18 protein-coding genes and 1 other annotated feature (1 of these 19 cut by a window edge) are annotated in these 16,153 nt (G+C 37.7%); of the genes, 7 read left to right on the top strand and 11 right to left on the bottom strand.

Annotated elements, in window-relative coordinates:
- Positions 1 to 5: a sequence feature (ribosomal protein L21 leader region), on the bottom strand (it extends 68 nt beyond the left edge of the window).
- Between the two features lie 143 nt (positions 6 to 148).
- The 3 genes from lgb_RS04180 to lgb_RS04170 all read right to left on the bottom strand — a co-directional run bounded on the left by lgb_RS04180 (position 149) and on the right by lgb_RS04170 (position 2,706).
- Positions 149 to 1,057 carry a diacylglycerol/lipid kinase family protein gene (locus lgb_RS04180; protein ID WP_019293563.1) on the bottom strand — a complete coding sequence of 303 codons (909 nt, stop codon included), beginning with the start codon at positions 1,055 to 1,057 and terminating at the stop codon, positions 149 to 151.
- Between the two features lie 90 nt (positions 1,058 to 1,147).
- Complete coding sequence (locus lgb_RS04175) at positions 1,148 to 2,326, bottom strand: DUF998 domain-containing protein (protein WP_029345738.1); 1,179 nt, start codon at positions 2,324 to 2,326, stop codon at positions 1,148 to 1,150.
- A gap of 2 nt (positions 2,327 to 2,328) precedes the next feature.
- Positions 2,329 to 2,706 carry a YwiB family protein gene (locus lgb_RS04170; RefSeq protein WP_019292782.1) on the bottom strand — a complete coding sequence of 126 codons (378 nt, stop codon included), beginning with the start codon at positions 2,704 to 2,706 and terminating at the stop codon, positions 2,329 to 2,331.
- A 200-nt stretch (positions 2,707 to 2,906) separates the two neighbouring features.
- On the opposite strand from lgb_RS04170, the gene lgb_RS04165 reads away from it, so the two are divergent.
- Genes lgb_RS04165 through lgb_RS04155 form a run of 3 tightly spaced genes read left to right on the top strand, consistent with a single transcriptional unit; the run spans position 2,907 to position 5,399 of the window.
- Positions 2,907 to 4,205 (top strand): HD domain-containing protein, encoded by a 1,299-nt coding sequence (locus lgb_RS04165; protein WP_019293564.1) that lies wholly within the window; start codon positions 2,907 to 2,909, stop codon positions 4,203 to 4,205.
- 20 nt (positions 4,206 to 4,225) lie between these two features.
- Complete coding sequence (gene yidA, locus lgb_RS04160) at positions 4,226 to 5,038, top strand: sugar-phosphatase (RefSeq protein ID WP_165706931.1); 813 nt, start codon at positions 4,226 to 4,228, stop codon at positions 5,036 to 5,038.
- Positions 5,031 to 5,399: a hypothetical protein gene (locus lgb_RS04155; protein ID WP_064305302.1), complete on the top strand. Its 369-nt coding sequence runs from the start codon at positions 5,031 to 5,033 to the stop codon at positions 5,397 to 5,399. Before yidA ends, lgb_RS04155 begins: the two co-directional genes overlap by 8 nt.
- Before the next feature lie 19 nt (positions 5,400 to 5,418).
- Here the strand turns inward: lgb_RS04155 and trhO are convergent, their stop codons facing one another.
- The 3 genes from trhO to lgb_RS04140 all read right to left on the bottom strand — a co-directional run bounded on the left by trhO (position 5,419) and on the right by lgb_RS04140 (position 7,681).
- A complete protein-coding gene (gene trhO / locus lgb_RS04150) occupies positions 5,419 to 6,432 on the bottom strand; it encodes an oxygen-dependent tRNA uridine(34) hydroxylase TrhO (RefSeq protein WP_019291868.1) in 1,014 nt (337 codons plus the stop codon).
- Positions 6,433 to 6,519: 87 nt separating this feature from the next.
- Positions 6,520 to 6,978 carry a hypothetical protein gene (locus tag lgb_RS04145; protein ID WP_019293172.1) on the bottom strand — a complete coding sequence of 153 codons (459 nt, stop codon included), beginning with the start codon at positions 6,976 to 6,978 and terminating at the stop codon, positions 6,520 to 6,522.
- 100 nt (positions 6,979 to 7,078) lie between these two features.
- Positions 7,079 to 7,681 carry a DUF6287 domain-containing protein gene (locus lgb_RS04140; RefSeq protein ID WP_019293173.1) on the bottom strand — a complete coding sequence of 201 codons (603 nt, stop codon included), beginning with the start codon at positions 7,679 to 7,681 and terminating at the stop codon, positions 7,079 to 7,081.
- 191 nt (positions 7,682 to 7,872) lie between these two features.
- Between lgb_RS04140 and lgb_RS04135 the strand changes: the two genes are divergently transcribed.
- The 3 genes from lgb_RS04135 to ntdP all read left to right on the top strand — a co-directional run bounded on the left by lgb_RS04135 (position 7,873) and on the right by ntdP (position 10,072).
- The gene (locus lgb_RS04135; RefSeq protein ID WP_249663292.1) at positions 7,873 to 8,517 is read left to right on the top strand and encodes a CatA-like O-acetyltransferase; all 645 of its coding nucleotides are present in this window, start codon (positions 7,873 to 7,875) and stop codon (positions 8,515 to 8,517) included.
- A 73-nt stretch (positions 8,518 to 8,590) separates the two neighbouring features.
- Positions 8,591 to 9,469: a metallophosphoesterase family protein gene (locus lgb_RS04130; protein ID WP_029343339.1), complete on the top strand. Its 879-nt coding sequence runs from the start codon at positions 8,591 to 8,593 to the stop codon at positions 9,467 to 9,469.
- A gap of 72 nt (positions 9,470 to 9,541) precedes the next feature.
- The gene (gene ntdP, locus lgb_RS04125) at positions 9,542 to 10,072 is read left to right on the top strand and encodes a nucleoside tri-diphosphate phosphatase (protein ID WP_004258003.1); all 531 of its coding nucleotides are present in this window, start codon (positions 9,542 to 9,544) and stop codon (positions 10,070 to 10,072) included.
- 22 nt (positions 10,073 to 10,094) lie between these two features.
- Here ntdP and lgb_RS04120 read toward each other — a convergent pair whose 3' ends face one another.
- Together lgb_RS04120 and lgb_RS04115 are read right to left on the bottom strand one after the other, a co-directional pair.
- Positions 10,095 to 11,735: an ABC transporter permease gene (locus lgb_RS04120; protein WP_019293175.1), complete on the bottom strand. Its 1,641-nt coding sequence runs from the start codon at positions 11,733 to 11,735 to the stop codon at positions 10,095 to 10,097.
- A 12-nt stretch (positions 11,736 to 11,747) separates the two neighbouring features.
- On the bottom strand, positions 11,748 to 12,626 hold the full coding sequence (locus tag lgb_RS04115; RefSeq protein ID WP_019293176.1) for an ABC transporter ATP-binding protein: 879 nt from the start codon (positions 12,624 to 12,626) through the stop codon (positions 11,748 to 11,750).
- Between the two features lie 133 nt (positions 12,627 to 12,759).
- On the opposite strand from lgb_RS04115, the gene lgb_RS04110 reads away from it, so the two are divergent.
- Positions 12,760 to 13,326: a TetR/AcrR family transcriptional regulator gene (locus lgb_RS04110; protein WP_019293177.1), complete on the top strand. Its 567-nt coding sequence runs from the start codon at positions 12,760 to 12,762 to the stop codon at positions 13,324 to 13,326.
- On the opposite strand, the gene whiA is transcribed toward lgb_RS04110, so the two are convergent.
- The 3 genes from whiA to rapZ are packed head-to-tail and all read right to left on the bottom strand — an operon-like array spanning position 13,323 to position 16,113.
- Positions 13,323 to 14,243, bottom strand: coding sequence for a DNA-binding protein WhiA (gene whiA, locus lgb_RS04105; protein WP_019293178.1), 921 nt, complete (start codon positions 14,241 to 14,243; stop codon positions 13,323 to 13,325). The genes lgb_RS04110 and whiA overlap by 4 nt on opposite strands.
- Positions 14,240 to 15,226, bottom strand: a complete 987-nt coding sequence (locus lgb_RS04100) for a gluconeogenesis factor YvcK family protein (RefSeq protein ID WP_019291877.1) — start codon at positions 15,224 to 15,226, stop codon at positions 14,240 to 14,242. The genes whiA and lgb_RS04100 overlap by 4 nt, the downstream gene beginning before the upstream one ends.
- Positions 15,223 to 16,113, bottom strand: a complete 891-nt coding sequence (gene rapZ / locus lgb_RS04095; protein WP_019291878.1) for an RNase adapter RapZ — start codon at positions 16,111 to 16,113, stop codon at positions 15,223 to 15,225. Before rapZ ends, lgb_RS04100 begins: the two co-directional genes overlap by 4 nt.
- Positions 16,114 to 16,153 lie beyond the last annotated feature (40 nt).

Here is a 16,153-nt window from a genome sequence, read left to right as displayed (position 1 = left end):
TTATGGGAGACCACAAAGACAACTATATAAGTATAACAGAAAATATTCTTCAATTCAAGTGGAATGCAAGTTTTTTTTACTTCAATTTGTCATTTACAGTTAAGTTTGCATTCATCAGGTGCTTTAAAGATAATATAAGATAAAGTACTTATTTAGGAACCACCGTAGTCAAACCTTTGCGGTATACCGTTATGTCTAGTGGAAGTGGCGAGCTTTTATCTCCGTCAATTCTTGAATAAGGAATATCTTGTTTTTTATTAGATTGGGCACTTATTTCTAAGTGATCTGTGTCAAAATAAGTAATTTCCATAAAATCTTCGAGTTGGCCCTTGCGTAGCTTATTAAGATGGAATAAAATTTTGAGTAAATTAATCTCCTTCAACGAATACACTCGGATAAGACCATCGTCTACCTTAGCATCAAGAGATAAAGCCTGTCTTCCGCCAATCGTATCGGTCATCGTAATTAATAATAATTTCGTTTTTAAGGCTTTTGTTTTGCCATTATATTTGAGCTCGATACGGTAGCTTTTATTATGGCGAATAACTTTGTAGGCATCCTTCAAGTAAGCAAAGGGTCCAAATTTTTTCTTTTCTGAGCTGCTCACATTTTGAGCGATATCTGCCAATATTCCCAAGGTTAAGCTGGAAATCATATAATCATCGTTAACTTTAGCAATATCAAATTTTTGCAACTTCCCCTCATTGAGATTTTGCAAGGCAGCTTCTATATCCTGAGGAATATGGAGTGATTTTGACAAGTTATTGACTGTACCATTGGGAACGATACCTAAGATAGATTTGCTTCCTCCCTCAAATACGCCTCCACATACTTTATTAATCGTTCCATCTCCACCAAGTGCCACTACAAGATCTGTGTTTTCTTGACTTGCTTTTTTTGCTAAACGTACTGCATCTTCTGGGCTATCTGGATTGATATATTCCACATGAGAGGCTTTATTTTCTTCTTTTCCAAAAAAATTTTTAATTGTATTTAATACTTCGTTTTCGTCATTTTTTCCTGATTTTTCATTATAAAATACTTTTACTTCTTTCATTTTGACCTCCCTATCGTCTTTATTTTACCATAGCTTTTACTTAAGGTAAAAAAAAGCTGCTCTGCTTTTGGTATATGAAAAAACCACAGCTTATTTTTCTGTGATTTTTTCTACGTCTTTTACGATATCAACTTGATAAACAACACGAGGATTAAACAATATCCTCACTAATGTATTAATCAAGAGCATGATCCATGCAAAAGATAAGCTAAAGGAAAGAATTTCAAAGGCAGTTAAGTTCAGATAATAGAGCGGATGCCATAAGAAGTAACCAAAAACTATCAAACCTGCTAAACCATAAGAAATGCGGTACATGTTTTTATCTAAGTCAGGTAAAAACCAGCGAATTCCTAAGATTGATAAACTCATAAACAAAACAATGAGCTGAGCCGCCACATCGTGCATAATGTGCGCCAAACCATCACCATTATTAGGAATCAGGCCAACCAAAGCGATAGAGATGGCACATAAAGTTAATAAGATTTGCAATATCATAAATCGTATACGATGCCCTAATTTTTCACGAATCGAGACAAATATATAATCAAATAAAGCAATCATCAAGGCAGCCGAAACAACCAAAGTCATATTAAACTGCAAGCTTGTGTTGGATTCACTCGTTCCTAGCAGGCTGAAGTTCTTTTGCCACCAGTATTGGTTATTGTTGGCGGCCATACTTGCGACAAGTCCACCAACAGAAACCATAATAAGCATATTAATCATCATTTGGATGGAGAATGTGTCTACAGCAAAAATTAACAGGTAATTTAAAATTCCAGAAAAAATAGCAAAAATCAACATCGAAGTAAAAACATCAAAACTCAAGCCATAAAAAAGCTGATTCAAGAACCAAAATAAGGCAACTAATCCTAAAGTGACGATAATAAAAACAGAAAGAATAACAGAGGGAAACGTTCGCCAGTACACGCGCGGTAACATGGTATGATAAAGCTCTTTCCGCTTTTTAATAAAAGCAATGATGAAAGATGTTAAAGCGATTGTATTAGCAATAACTAAAACGCCAGTTGAGATCGAGGCTGTCCCCGACAATTTAATCTGACTCAGCCCCATCACCTGACTGGCAACAAAAAAGAGGAGTGTGCTAAGCGCTGTGGGGATTAGAAAGACCCGCGCTGCCTCTTCTCTCTTGTTGGGGGTTTTAGCACGTATGGTGAAGCTGTTTTTATTATTTTCAACGACTTCAATTTCTTTTTCACCTGACAACTCCAACTGGTCGTACAGTTCCTCAGGGAGTAATATTTTTTTCATCTTTAACTCAATTTCCAATCAATTCTCATTCGATACTCCCCGATCGGGATATCATTTTGAGCTAAGCGGTATTTCAATTTCACATGTTTTAACTCTTCATTCATATGAAAACCATCTGTCAAAATCTCCAAACGTCCCAAACCTTCATAAAGAGTATGCGTTGGAAGTTCTTTGTGAAAACGCATGACAACCGGTTTATCAGCATAACGTGTCATACTCAACTCTTTGTCATCAAACTTTATCAAGACTTTTTCTTCTTCAGCATTCTTATAATATAATGCAATTTTATTCCCTAACTTTTTAACATCACCTTCAAAAGTTTCACGAATAAATTCTTCTTGTCCATCAATAACAATACGGTTCCGAATAGTAATTTCCATAACTGTTATTTTACTATAACTTGCCTTATTAGTAAAATGGCAATTTATGTTAATTTCGGTTATAATTATATTACAGTAATGCAAGAGTTTTCATTAAGTTAGAGTCTCTCTTGAAGACTCTTTGTCGAAAAACTTATCTTGAAACCACAACTTGTTCAATTACGTCAAGATAATTGCATGTAAAATGCAAAGGAGGTTGTATGACACAGCTCGAAAAAGTTTTTCGTGACCCCGTCCATGATTATATTCATGTCGAAAACGAAACAATTTATGATTTAATTAACACTGCAGAATTCCAGCGTTTACGTCGTATAAAACAACTTGGAACTTCTTCATACACTTTTCACGGAGCCGAGCATAGTCGCTTCTCTCATTGTATGGGAGTTTATCATATCGCAAAAACAATCACTGAATGGTTCACTAAGCGTTATCCTGAAGCTTGGAATCCAGAAGAAAATTTAGTTACACAATGTGCAGCTTTATTACATGATGTCGGTCATGGTGCTTATTCTCATACGTTTGAAGGCCTATTTGGCACAGATCACGAAGCCATGACACGTGAGATTATTACCTCACCAGCTACTGAAATCAATGCGGTTTTACGCAAAGTAAGTCCTGACTTTCCTGAGCAGGTCGCTTCAGTCATTTCCCATGACTATCCTAACCCACAAGTGGTGCAACTTATTTCCAGTCAAATTGATGCAGATCGTATGGATTACCTCTTAAGGGATGCTTACTATACCGGGGCAGTCTATGGACAGTTTGATTTGACTCGGATTCTGCGTGTAATTGCGCCTCATGAAGATGGAATTGTCTTCAGAATTTCTGGTATGCATGCCGTTGAAGATTACATTGTGAGCCGTTACCAAATGTACATGCAGGTTTACTTCCATCCGGCAAGTCGCTCCATGGAAGTCATTCTCCAAAACTTGCTGAAGCGGGCTAAATATTTATACCAATTTGATCACGATTACTTTGCGCAAACAAGTCCTTGTTTAGTTCCTTTCTTTGAGAATAAACAAACTTTGCATGATTATCTCGCCTTGGATGATGGTGTTATGAACACCTATTTTCAAACATGGATGGCTAACGAAGATGATATTTTGTCTAAGCTTGCTCAGATGTATATCAACCGCCATCTTTTAAAATCCTTAGAGTATAATCAAGGACAAGAAAAACAGCTGGATCTTTTTAACTCAGATGCTTCGCTTTTGGACAAACTGCGTGACCAAGTGGAAAAAGCTGGCTTTGACCCACAATACTTCACGGGAACAAACAGTAATTTCGATCTTCCTTATGACTTTTATCGTCCCAATTCGAATAAACCACGAACACAGATTGAAATTTTACAAAAAGATGGTAGCCTCATTGAGCTTTCCGAGGTCTCTCCTATTGTGGCAAGTTTAGCGGGCACCATTCACGGGAATAGCCGCTTTTACTTTCCAAAAGTGATGTTGGAGAATCCTGAATTCATTACCTTTATGCAAACCAACCTTTAATTAGAAAAGAGAAAAATAAAATGATTAAACTTATCGCTATTGACATCGATGGTACACTATTGGACCCGGAACGTAAAATCACGCCAGAAGTTAAGCAGGCAATTGCTGAAGCTAAAGCTGCTGGAGTTAAGGTTGTTATTACAACAGGTCGTCCACTTATGGGTGTTCATGATATTCTGGAAGAACTTGAATTGACGGATTATAGTGATTATGTCATCACTTATAACGGTGCTTTAGTGCAACGTGCGACTGGCGAAGAGTTCATTATGGAAACCTTAGAAGCTGAAGATGTTCTTGATATTGATGCTGCAGCTCGTAAAATCGGTGTACATATGCATGCCATTACTAAAAAAGGAATCTACACAAGTAATCGTGACATCGGTAAATATACTATTCACGAAGCTTCCTTGGTTAATATGCCCCTCTATTTCCGTCAGCCTGAGGAAATTGCCGCACTTGAAGTTGCAAAAGTAATGATGATTGATGAACCTGAAATTTTAGACAATGCTATCGCCTACTTGCCTTTTGAATTTTTCGAGCGTTATAACATGGTCAAATCAACTCCATTTTATCTTGAATTTATGAACAAAAAAGCCAGCAAAGGAAATGCTGTATTGCACTTAGCTAAAAAACTCTTCCTAGATGTGGACGAATTAATGGCAATTGGTGATCAAGAAAATGACCGTTCTATGTTGGAAGCTGTTGGCAACCCAGTTGTCATGGGCAATGGTAAAGAAGAGCTGAAAAAAATTGCCAAATATGTCACAAAATCTAATGCTGAATCTGGTGTCGCGCATGCCATTAACGAATGGGTTTTGAAAGATTATGAATAAGCTTGCTGAAGAAACCTTTGGTCAGAATGTCCACTTTTGGTATGACGGACTTCCGCTTTATAAAGATGGGACCTATGCAAAAGAACTCGAATTTTCTGACCAACTTAAAACTGTTCTTTTACTGGTAAACGATGATTTCCATAACAAAGAAGCGCTTGAATATTTCTGGTATATCTATGGTAATGAACAGACACAGGATGCTCTACATGAAAAAGTACGACCAAATATTATGATTCGTTATCAGTCAGGGGAATTTTTCGTGCGCATGAATATTGCCGATGCGGATTTTGCTTTATCTTTGGAGCGCGTGCTTGCTTTTGAAACAGAACTTAGGGAACAATTAAAAAAAGCAATCTTTTAAAAGATTGCTTTTTTTAATTTTAGCTTCTTCCTTTTGTGAAGAATGTTGGATCCGCTGCACGCTCTGCGATTAAAGCATTGATTTCTTCATCAGATAAGCTGAGTTCCTCCACACAGCTTTGTGAACAACAACCTTCAAAGCGCTCTGCACAATTTTCACACTGGATAAATAAACGATGACAAGCTTTATTTTTACAGTTTGTATGCATATCACAAGCTTCACCACATTGTGGACATGTTGAGAGAACATCGTCTGTTATACGTTCTCCCATACGTTCATCAAATACGAAGTTTTTACCGATAAATTCAATCGGTAAGTCTTGTTCTTTAGCTTTACGCGCGTATTCAATAATTCCGCCTTCCACATGGTAAACATTTTCAAAACCTTCATGCTTCATAAAGGCACTGGCTTTTTCACAACGAATTCCACCTGTACAGTACATGACAATATTTTTATCTTTGTCGTCTTTAAGCATATCTGCAGCCATTGGTAACTGCTCACGGAAAGTTGCAGATGGTACCTCTAAGGCATCTTTGAAATGTCCCACTTCGTACTCGTAGTGGTTACGCATATCAACAAAGATTGTGTCTTCTTTACCGAGCATTTCGTTCACTTCTTCAGCTTTTAAGTACTGCCCAACATCTGAAGGATCAAACGTTGGATCATCAATACCATCTGCAACAATTTTGTTACGGACTTTCATGCGTAAGACCCAGAAAGATTTTCCATCATCTTTAATCGCATAGTTCAGACGAAGGCCATCCAGTTCTGGCGCTGTTTGGTAAAGGGTCGTTTTGAACTTTTCTAAATTAGGAGTAGGCACACTGATTTGTGCATTTATTCCTTCTTTAGCAATATAAACACGACCAAAGACTTTTAAATCCTCAAATTTCATGTAAAGATTATCACGAAATTCTTGTGGGTCAGCAATATTAAAATATTTATAAAAAGAAATAGTTGTACGAGGCTCTGTTTCAGCTTCTAAACGTTCTTTTAATTCTTTATTTGAAATTTTATTGTGTAAGATAGTCATATTTCTATGGTAGCATAGCTTTATATTTTTCTTAAGAAATGCGCTTGTGTTTTTTTGCACAAGAGTTGATATAAAAAAGAAACACAATCAAGAAAGTGTTTCTTTTTCTTCTTCTTCGGCAAGTTGCTCAAGCTTTTTCATACGACTCATCAGCTGTCTTTCCCCCAAGAGAATGACCAACAATAATAAACCCCAACCTGCTAAGATTCCCGCTGTACGCATCAGGCCATCTCCACGATAAGTCAAAAAGATACGTTCTGGATGTTCATTATCCACGTAAATTTTGATTTTTGTATCAACAGTGCCCAAGTTTCTAAAGTAAGTATCCAAGGGACGTACTTGGTGACTGACACCTTCAAAAGTGTAGTTCACCTCTTTTAATGCTTCATCCCCGCGGACAATCACACCTTGTGTTTCAGTTTTTGTGACGTTTTTATTAGCCATATGAACCCCAGTAAAAAAGAGAGAGCCTGAGATTAATGCTAAGCCAACAACGAGTAAGAGAATTCTTGAAATCCCTTGCAGTATTTTTACCGTATTCTTCATCTATAACCTATATAAATTCTAATCTTAATTTTGATCTCCCCCTATTATATCAAAATTATCGTTCGGACTCTAGTTAGCTATAATTTATAAGCTTACAAATTTATTTTCTGTAGAAATATTCTTCAGCAGGACTGTTTGACCCACCTTGCACTAAAAGCAGACGTGGCTTAGATGTATCTGATTGATCGCCATATGGATTTTTTTCTCCAACCTTTAATGTTTCGATTGCTGCTCCAGCACGTGCCACACCAGTTGCCATTCGAATATTGAGTACTTTTTGCCCTGAACTTACAGTATCCACAGTAATTGTCTGTGCCTCTCCATTAAGAGTTGCACTATGGTCTGGGTTAATTATTAAAATATTGCCATTTCCAGCACCCCATGTGCCAGACAGTGTTGTAAAATCATTGTTTAAAATTGCCGCTTCATCCAAATCAACTTCTTGTACCTCTGTACTTGAGTCCGGAGTAACTTCAGTAGAGGTTTCTGGCTCTGAACTTGGTATCACTTCTTCTGGGCTACTTGTTTCACTTTCTATACTTTTTGTACTTTCAGTAGACACTGAACTTTCGATCGTTGATGTTTGATTTGTCACCTCTGTTTTTTCTTCTGAGGACTTTGTTTTAGAAGCTTTTTCGGACGAACAAGCAACCAATGTCAATGACATAAGTGCAATACCAGATAACATTATTAATTTTTTCATACTTTTTTACTCCTTGTTTCTATTTTAATACAAAGCCCCAAGAAAAGAAAGCGCGACCATTTTATCTCCACACAAAATAAAAAAATACTTTTAATTTAGCTGACAGCTGGATAAGTCCTTCAAAATTATAGAAATCTATGATACACTCTAAGGAAGTACTCGCTTGTAATAGTGATTTTTGAGGAGAAACAATGAACTTTAAATATCTTGACATGGCTTCCTATAATCGGCTTTCACATTTTGAATATTTTAAAAGTCTCGCTCAACCTTATGTTGGAGTGACCGTGAACGTAAATATTACACAACTTCTTGCAACGATAAAAGAGAATAAGTTACCATTTTTCTTGACCATCTGTTACTGTGTGTCACAAGCAGCAAACGGTGTTTCAGAATTTAAGCAACATATCGTTGAAGATAAAATTATAGAATTTGATAACTGTCAGACTTCACACACAGTTTCCTTAGATGATGGAACCTATACTTACTGCAATCTTGATTATACACCTGATTTTGCTGCATTTTTGAGCTATGCCGTGGAAGAGCAAGAAAAAGCTAAAACCATACGCTCAATCGATGAGGAAGCAGAGGATACTTTAAATAAATTATTTATCTCCACGCTCCCATGGTTCTCTTTCACTTCTATGATTAATCCAACACCAGTTCCTGCGGACAGCAATCCAAGAATCACCTGGGGAAAGTATTTTGAACAAAACAATGAACTGTTGCTTCCCCTTTCGGTTCTTGCTAACCACGCCCTTGTGGATGGAGCACACATCGCAGCATTTTATACCTTATTGGATGAGGCAATTGAAAAATTAGTCCAAAATTATCAATAAATAAAAAACTCCTGTAGTCTTTTTTCGGTCAACACAATTAGAACTTGACTTGCGCTTCTGTTATAATTTAACTATGAAAAAATTAGCACTGCTTTCAGATTTGCATCTGGATGTTAATCAATTTACAGATACTGAAATTCAAGTTTTTATTGATACGCTACAAGAGCAATCTGTGACAGACTTGCACTTTGCAGGCGACATGTCCAACGACTATAAAAAAATTACGGCACCTTTTTTTAATCAATTATCAAAGTGTTTCGATATCAGCCATAATCTTGGCAATCACGATATGGTACATTTATCCGAAAAAGAAATTAATGCACAGGATTTTTCACTTAAGTATTTTGGTGATACACTTTTGATTAGTTTTCATGGCTGGTATGATTATTCTTTCACTCAAGATTACTCGAAGGAAAAACTTTTAGCCTTTAAGAATAGTTTTTACTTTGATCGTAAAATTCATCGTGATTATAGCGATGCTCTCACAACACAACATACTCTTAACAGCCTTAAAAGCATCTTGGAAAATCTAGATTTTTCTGGCCGTATCATCATTGCCATGCATTTTGTTCCACACAAAGCTTTTTCCATTAATACAGCTTATAAAAAATTTGAGCGCTTCAATGCTTATCTTGGTTCCCAAGCTTTCCATGAGCTGTTTATTCAGTTTCCGCAAATTACGGACGTGGTCTTTGGACACGCACATCATCGTATTTCTGCTCAATCTATTGATGGAATCATGTATCATTCCCGCCCCTTAGGTTACACTTACGAGTGGCAAATGGTTAGCGATTTTCTGCAAGATTATCCTGAATATCAAATCGAAGAACACTATCATTTGCGTAAAAGATATCAGGCGATTAGATCACTTGATAGCTGGCAAAATTATCGTGAACAGAATCTGTCAAAGGAGTTTCTTAGTAGCTTAAGTTTTTTTGAACTGCCAACCTAAGTTCAGAAACTTTTTGAATATTATGCTATAATAATAAGCGAGAACTTTGAATTTTGGAAAGTTGGTGAAGCCTTGAATCTTCCGAAAGAAGGCGACCTTGTCACGATTCAAAGCTATAAACATGATGGCAGTTTACATCGTACCTGGCGAGATACGATGATACTGAAAACAAATGAAAATTCAATTATTGGTGTAAATGACCACACACTTGTAACCGAGTCAGACGACCGTCGTTGGGTCACACGTGAACCTGCAATCGTTTATTTCCACAAAAAGTTTTGGTTTAACATCATTGCTATGATTCGTGAGGAAGGCGTCAGCTACTACTGCAACCTTGCGAGCCCCTTTGTTTTAGACAATGAGGCGCTGAAATACATCGACTACGATCTCGATGTAAAAGTATTTAAAGATGGCGAGAAAAAACTCTTGGATGTTGAAGAATATGAACGTCACAGAAGACAAATGAACTACTCTCCTGAAATTGACCATATTTTGAAAGAAAATGTAAAAATTCTTGTTGATTGGATAAATAATGAACGCGGACCTTTCTCCAAAGAGTATGTTGACATTTGGTACAATCGCTATCATCAATTAAAAAAATAGTCCAGATGGACTATTTTTTTATTTAATCCCCAATCAAGTCACGCTGGCGATAAGCAACCATTCCAAGTAGAACAAAAGATACTGCTAAAGCAAATATGAGTACAAAATTACCCCAGTTCATCGTTTCGACCGGAAGCCTTGAAATATGGTGGAAAATATTAAAATTATTTAACCAAGCCGGGAGATTCAATATGTTGCCAATATAACTCATGAAGAACGCAAAGCCAAGATAAACCCAAATCCAAGCACTCAAACGTGGAACCAAGGCTATGAGCAAGCCTAAAATACCCAGAATAAAGAAAACTCCAACTGTCCAAGACATCCCCGCAGCAGCTACTTTAGCAAAGCTAAATGCATTGGCGTTATTAGCTTGAGCCAGATAGATACCAAGTACAACTGCAAATTGAGCAAGAGCCCCCAATATCCAAGAGATAATCATATAGGTTGCATAAACTTTATAACGGCTAATCGGCATAGCATAAAGCTGTTCTTGCCGATTTTTTCGTTCTTCTGTTACCAGCCGCATGAGGGAAGTGACCGCAAAACAAGCAACCATTACCGCACAAATCATAAAGATTGTCGACATAAAACTTTCAATCATCGCTTTACTTGCTGCCTTGCTGGCTTCATTTGCCAGATGAGGGTCAATATTAAAGAGTTTGGATATAGTTGGACTGGATTCAACAAAGCCACCGATTTGGTCAATCATAGATCCATAAGTGATACCTAGAACAAAAAGTCCCAAAATCCATCCGATACTGGCTGTGCGTTGTTGCCTCAGCGTAAGTCCTGTAAAACTAAGCAAGCTTTTCGAAGCATGGTCCTTACCGTTTATCTCTGGAATATAACCTGCATTGACATCTCGTCTAATCTCAAGGAAATAAGCGAGAACGAGAAGGACAAGGCTTAATCCCAATGCTAACAAGATGGGAAGCCAATGATTCTTAACATAAGGATCGCTCAGATATGACCAACTCAAAGGATTCCAATAGCCCCAATTTACATTTTGTGTATCTGTTCCCATACGAATAAGATAGAGCAAGCCAAGGAAGCCAAAAGTGGCACCTTTAGCACTACCTGAATCGGAAAAGATTTGCGCAAAAACAAGTGCGAATAAGCCCCACATTAAACTTTGAGCACCTATAGCAGAGGCAAACAAGAGATTTTCGCTAAAAGAAGTCATGCCCGGAATATTTTGCAACTGAATTGAAATCGCCAAGACCACAGTAATCAAGATTTGTAAAACAAAGAGTTCAATAACGACAGCTGTCGTATTGGCTAGCTTTCCCACTTGAAAAGAACGGAAAACTTCAGCAATTCCATCCTCTTCTTCTTTACGCGTTCGATTGACAACGTAGATAACAGAAACAACAGCAAATGTTATTGCTGTAATTAAAGGCATGGTCGTGCCATAAGCTACAGCGGCGGTAAAATCCTTTCCTTGAGTGACCGTCATAGGGCCGAATAATGCCGTCATAGCTGGTCCTTGAAAAACATTAAACATAGTTTCTCTTTGACTGTCAGTCTGCATGATAAGCTCAAATTTACCCACTCCTGATGCTGCAAAAGCCAACACACCGACTATCCAAAAGACCAGCTTTAACCAATCTCTCCTGAGCAAGGCCTTCAGCATACTGAAGGTTTTATTTAAAGGTTTATCCATAATATCCACCTCCTACTCATAATGATGCATGAAGAGCTCTTCTAAAGTTGGCGGTGTAGACTCTAACTTCTTCACCCCATACTTAAGTAAGGTTTTTAAGATAACATCTGTTTTATCCGAATCCACTTGAAAAACAGCCTTGTTACCATTGAGATGTAAATCATGTACGCCCTCTAATCCACGCAACGCTTCTGGCGCTTGATGAGTTTCGACTTTAAAAGTATCACGTGTCAAATGACGTAAATCATCAAGTGAACCTGTCTCAACGATTTCTCCTTTTCGAATTACAGCAACACGATCTGCTAGACGTTCGACTTCAGATAAGATATGGCTGGACAAAATAATGGCTTTCCCTGCTTTTTTGAGGCGCTGGACTTCAGCTTGGAAAACCGATTCCATCAAGGGATCCAAACCACTAGTTGGCTCGTCAAATATATAAAGTTCAGCATCCGTGGCTAAGGCAGCAATTAAGGCAATCTTCTGGCGGTTTCCTTTGGAATAGCTACGCGCCTTTTTCTTGGGATCAAGTTCAAACTTCTTGATAAGTTCATCACGTTTTTTTAAATCTGCATGACCATGTAGCTTCAAGAAAAGGTCAATAATCTCGCCCCCAGAAAGATTGGGCCAAAGATATACATCGCCAGGCACATAAGCAATTTTCTTATGAATTTCAATGGCATCTGTCCACACATCTTTACCAAATATTGTGGCTGAACCTCCACTCTTTTTAATAATCCCCAGCAAAACACGAATCGTTGTTGATTTTCCTGAACCATTGGGACCAATATAGCCCAAAACTTCTCCGGCATTTACATCTAATGTAACATTCTTCAAAGCTTGAAATTTACCAAAATTTTTCTGCAAGTTTTTTATTTCAACAATCTTTTGCATTGCTTTTCCTCCTCACTCCATAAATAATATGTACTATTTTTACTTTTATAGTTCATATTGTACTATTTTAGTTGAAAGAGTACAAACGAAAAGATATAATAAATATAAAGTATTCTTTTGTGGAGGCGAGAAAATGAATCAAACAGAAAAAAAGAAAAAAGCCATTCTTGAAGTGACTTCTAACCTACTACGAGAACGCTTAATTTCAGATATTTCTATGGATGAAATTGCTCAACTGGCACAGGTCTCTAAGGTCACAATTTTTAAATATTACAAGAATAAAAATAACTTGATGAATATCGTAATACGAAATGCACTTAATTTTATGATTGAGGAAATTCAACACTTGGTAAGCACGAAGGAAAATTTTCGTGAGACTTTTCGCCAGGTTTCGCGTTTTAAAATAAAACAGATCCATATGATGACGGATATTTTTTTGCAAAACATGATGAATCAATACGCTACTGATCCTAACTTCTTTGATACAGATATGCGACATATTCAACATCTTGTTTATCAAAAACTCTTTCAAAAAGGACGTGCAGAAGGACAAATTTCTCCTGATTACACGGATGAGGATCTGATTCTTTTTATCGATATTATGAGTGAAGGAATGAAAACAATCCCTTTGGAAAGGGCACTGAAGCGCCCTGAGATTCTTACTGAGATGTTTTTAAATGCACTAAAAAAAGCGGATTAATTTCCGCTTTTTTTTATTTCTTCAGCTAAGGCTGTCAATTTTCGTAACCGGTGATTCACACCTGATTTACCCAACGGTGGATCCAAAAGTTGCCCTAATTCTTTGATGGTCGCTTCAGGGTGAGCAATCCGAGCATGAGCAACCTCTGTAAGTGCAGGCGGCAAATTTTCCAGCTCTTTCTTCTCTGCCAAATATTTAACTGCCGATATTACATCTTGTGCTGCCGACACTGATTTGTTTATATTTGCCGACTCAAAGTTGGATTGACGGTTTGCCAAGCCACGCATTTCACGCATTATTTTTGCATCTTCAAATTTTAAACGTGCCTTCATCGCTCCAATTAAGGTCAGAAAGTCCATGATTTCCTCTGCTTTAGATAAATAAAGGATATAGCGATTCTTCCGCGCAATGACACGCGCATCAAATCCGAAATTATTAAAAATATCTTTTAAGTCTTCAGCATGTTCCTGATACACACTAGAAATAGACAACTGATAATCGCCTTTTTCTGGATTATGCATCGAACCACTTGATAAAAAAGCCCCCCGCATATAATCTTCTTGTGCTTGTTGGTCATACTTCACTGACTCAGGAATACCTGAATCCAAAAACATCAGCGAATCCGACAGTTGCAGTTCATTGAGCAACTCATTAACTTTATCTTCAATAAAAACGGTGTACACTCTATTTTTGGAAAGTGTTGTTTTCTGATGCACCCGAATTTCAGCACGTATTTGATAAATTTCAAGGAGCATCTGATAGATATACTTTGCGGTAGCTGCATTTTCAGTAGACAAAGACAAGGTCAAACCTCCAGAAATACCCAGAGATCCATTCATGCGTATTAAAGCGAGTAAAGTTCCTCGACTTGCTTTTTGACTCGTGAGCTCTTTTTTTATTTCACTCGTAAAACTCATTCTTTTTTTCTCTCACAACGTGCACTGATACCCATGATTTCTGAAGCAATGGCATCACCATTATGGAAGGCTCCTCCATTAACCAACTGTAAGAAATCATTTGAAATAATGTTAACTTCTTCATCTTTGAGTGCTTTAAAGTCATGAACAACTTGGACCAAATACTCATCGAATTCATTTGAATTCATATACTCTTCTGGCACTTCCGCACTATTTACAAGTACGGTATCAATCACACGAGTGCCTAAATGTTCATGGATAACACGCACATGATCTGCATCACTAAAGTGCTCAGTTTCCCCGCGTTGTGTCATGATATTGCAGACATAAATGATACGAGCTTTTGTTTTAAGTAAGGCTTCACCAATTTCTGGGATGACGATATTTGGTAAGATTGAAGTAAAGAGGGAGCCAGGCCCTAAAACGATCGTATCTGCTTCCATTATAGATTGCACCACCTTTTTAGAGGCGCGTGGGCTCTGGCCTGTGTTTGTCTCCGTCAAATAAACATGATGAATCAAGCCATCATAATCAGCAATTTTACTTTCACCTTCAACTTCGTGCCCATCATTAAAAACAGCATGCAAGGTCAGTGCCACATCACTGGAAGGATAAACATTGCCACGCACGTGGAAAAATCGTGCTAAAGTTTGTACTGCTTGATAAGTTGAACCTTGCATCTCACCAATCGCAGCGATAATCAAGTTACCTAAGGGATGTCCAGCAAGTTCTCCATCGCTTGCATCAAAACGATATTGCAGAATATCTGCATAAAATTTGGGCATATCGCTCATGGCAATAAGAACATTCCGCAAGTCTCCTGGCGGAGCAATATTAATTGCTGAACGCAGGCGACCCGAAGAACCACCATCATCTGCTACTGTTACAATTGCGGAAAGATCAATATTTTCTTGTCGCAAAGACTTCAAAATGACGGGAATTCCAGTCCCGCCTCCTATAACTACTACTTTTGATTTGCTCATGATCGATTAACCGTTTCTTTCCGTCTATCCTTATCTCTGTGGCTAGTATTTAAATGCCAGTCTTCTTTAAGAAGTGCTTTGGATACGCGTTCAGCAAATGCGACAGAGCGGTGTTGCCCACCTGTACAGCCAAAAGCAATTGTCAATACAGATTTTCCTTCTTTTTGGTAAGCAGGAATAATCGGCAAGAGCATGTTCATTAAATTTTTATAAAATGCTTCAGAAGCTTCTTGATTCATGACATAGTTGAAGACTTCTTTATCTTGCCCTGTTTTATCACGAAGCTCTGGAATGTAGTGTGGATTTGGTAGAAAACGCACATCAAAGACTAAGTCTGCATCCATCGGCAAACCGTACTTAAAGCCAAAGGAAACAACTTCGATACGAAATGGAGCTTCTTTTGTTTCTGAAAAGCGCTCAAGAATACGAGCCCGCAAATTACGTGGTGTGAGCTCACTTGTATCGATTACAACTTCAGCCAAGGACTTCAAATCCGAGAGAATTTCGCGCTCTTGCGTAATCCCATCCAATACACGTCCATCAATAGCGAGCGGATGTGAGCGACGTGTTTCTTTATATCGTGCAACCAATTCAACATCACTTGCATCAAGGAATAAAAGTTTAAAATTCACTTCTGGTAGATTTGAGAGTTCTGCAACGATACCACGTAAACGGTCAAAGAAGATACGTGAGCGCATGTCAACAACCATTGCAACTTTGTTTATTTTACTGTCGGGTGTATTGAGAAGCTCAACAAATTTTTCAATTAAGTTAGGTGGCATATTGTCAACGGCAAAGTAGCCCATATCTTCAAAAGATTGAATGGCTACAGTTTTACCTGCACCTGACATCCCGGTAATAATGACAATATTCAGTTTGTTATCCATGTTTTTCTCCTCTTTCTTATTAAAGTATAAATAGGATCAT

The sequence above is a fragment of the Lactococcus petauri genome (assembly GCF_023499275.1).
Lineage (GTDB): Bacteria > Bacillota > Bacilli > Lactobacillales > Streptococcaceae > Lactococcus > Lactococcus petauri.
The sequence above is the reverse complement of the archived record's forward strand: the minus strand, read 5'-3'. Positions and strand labels throughout refer to the sequence as shown.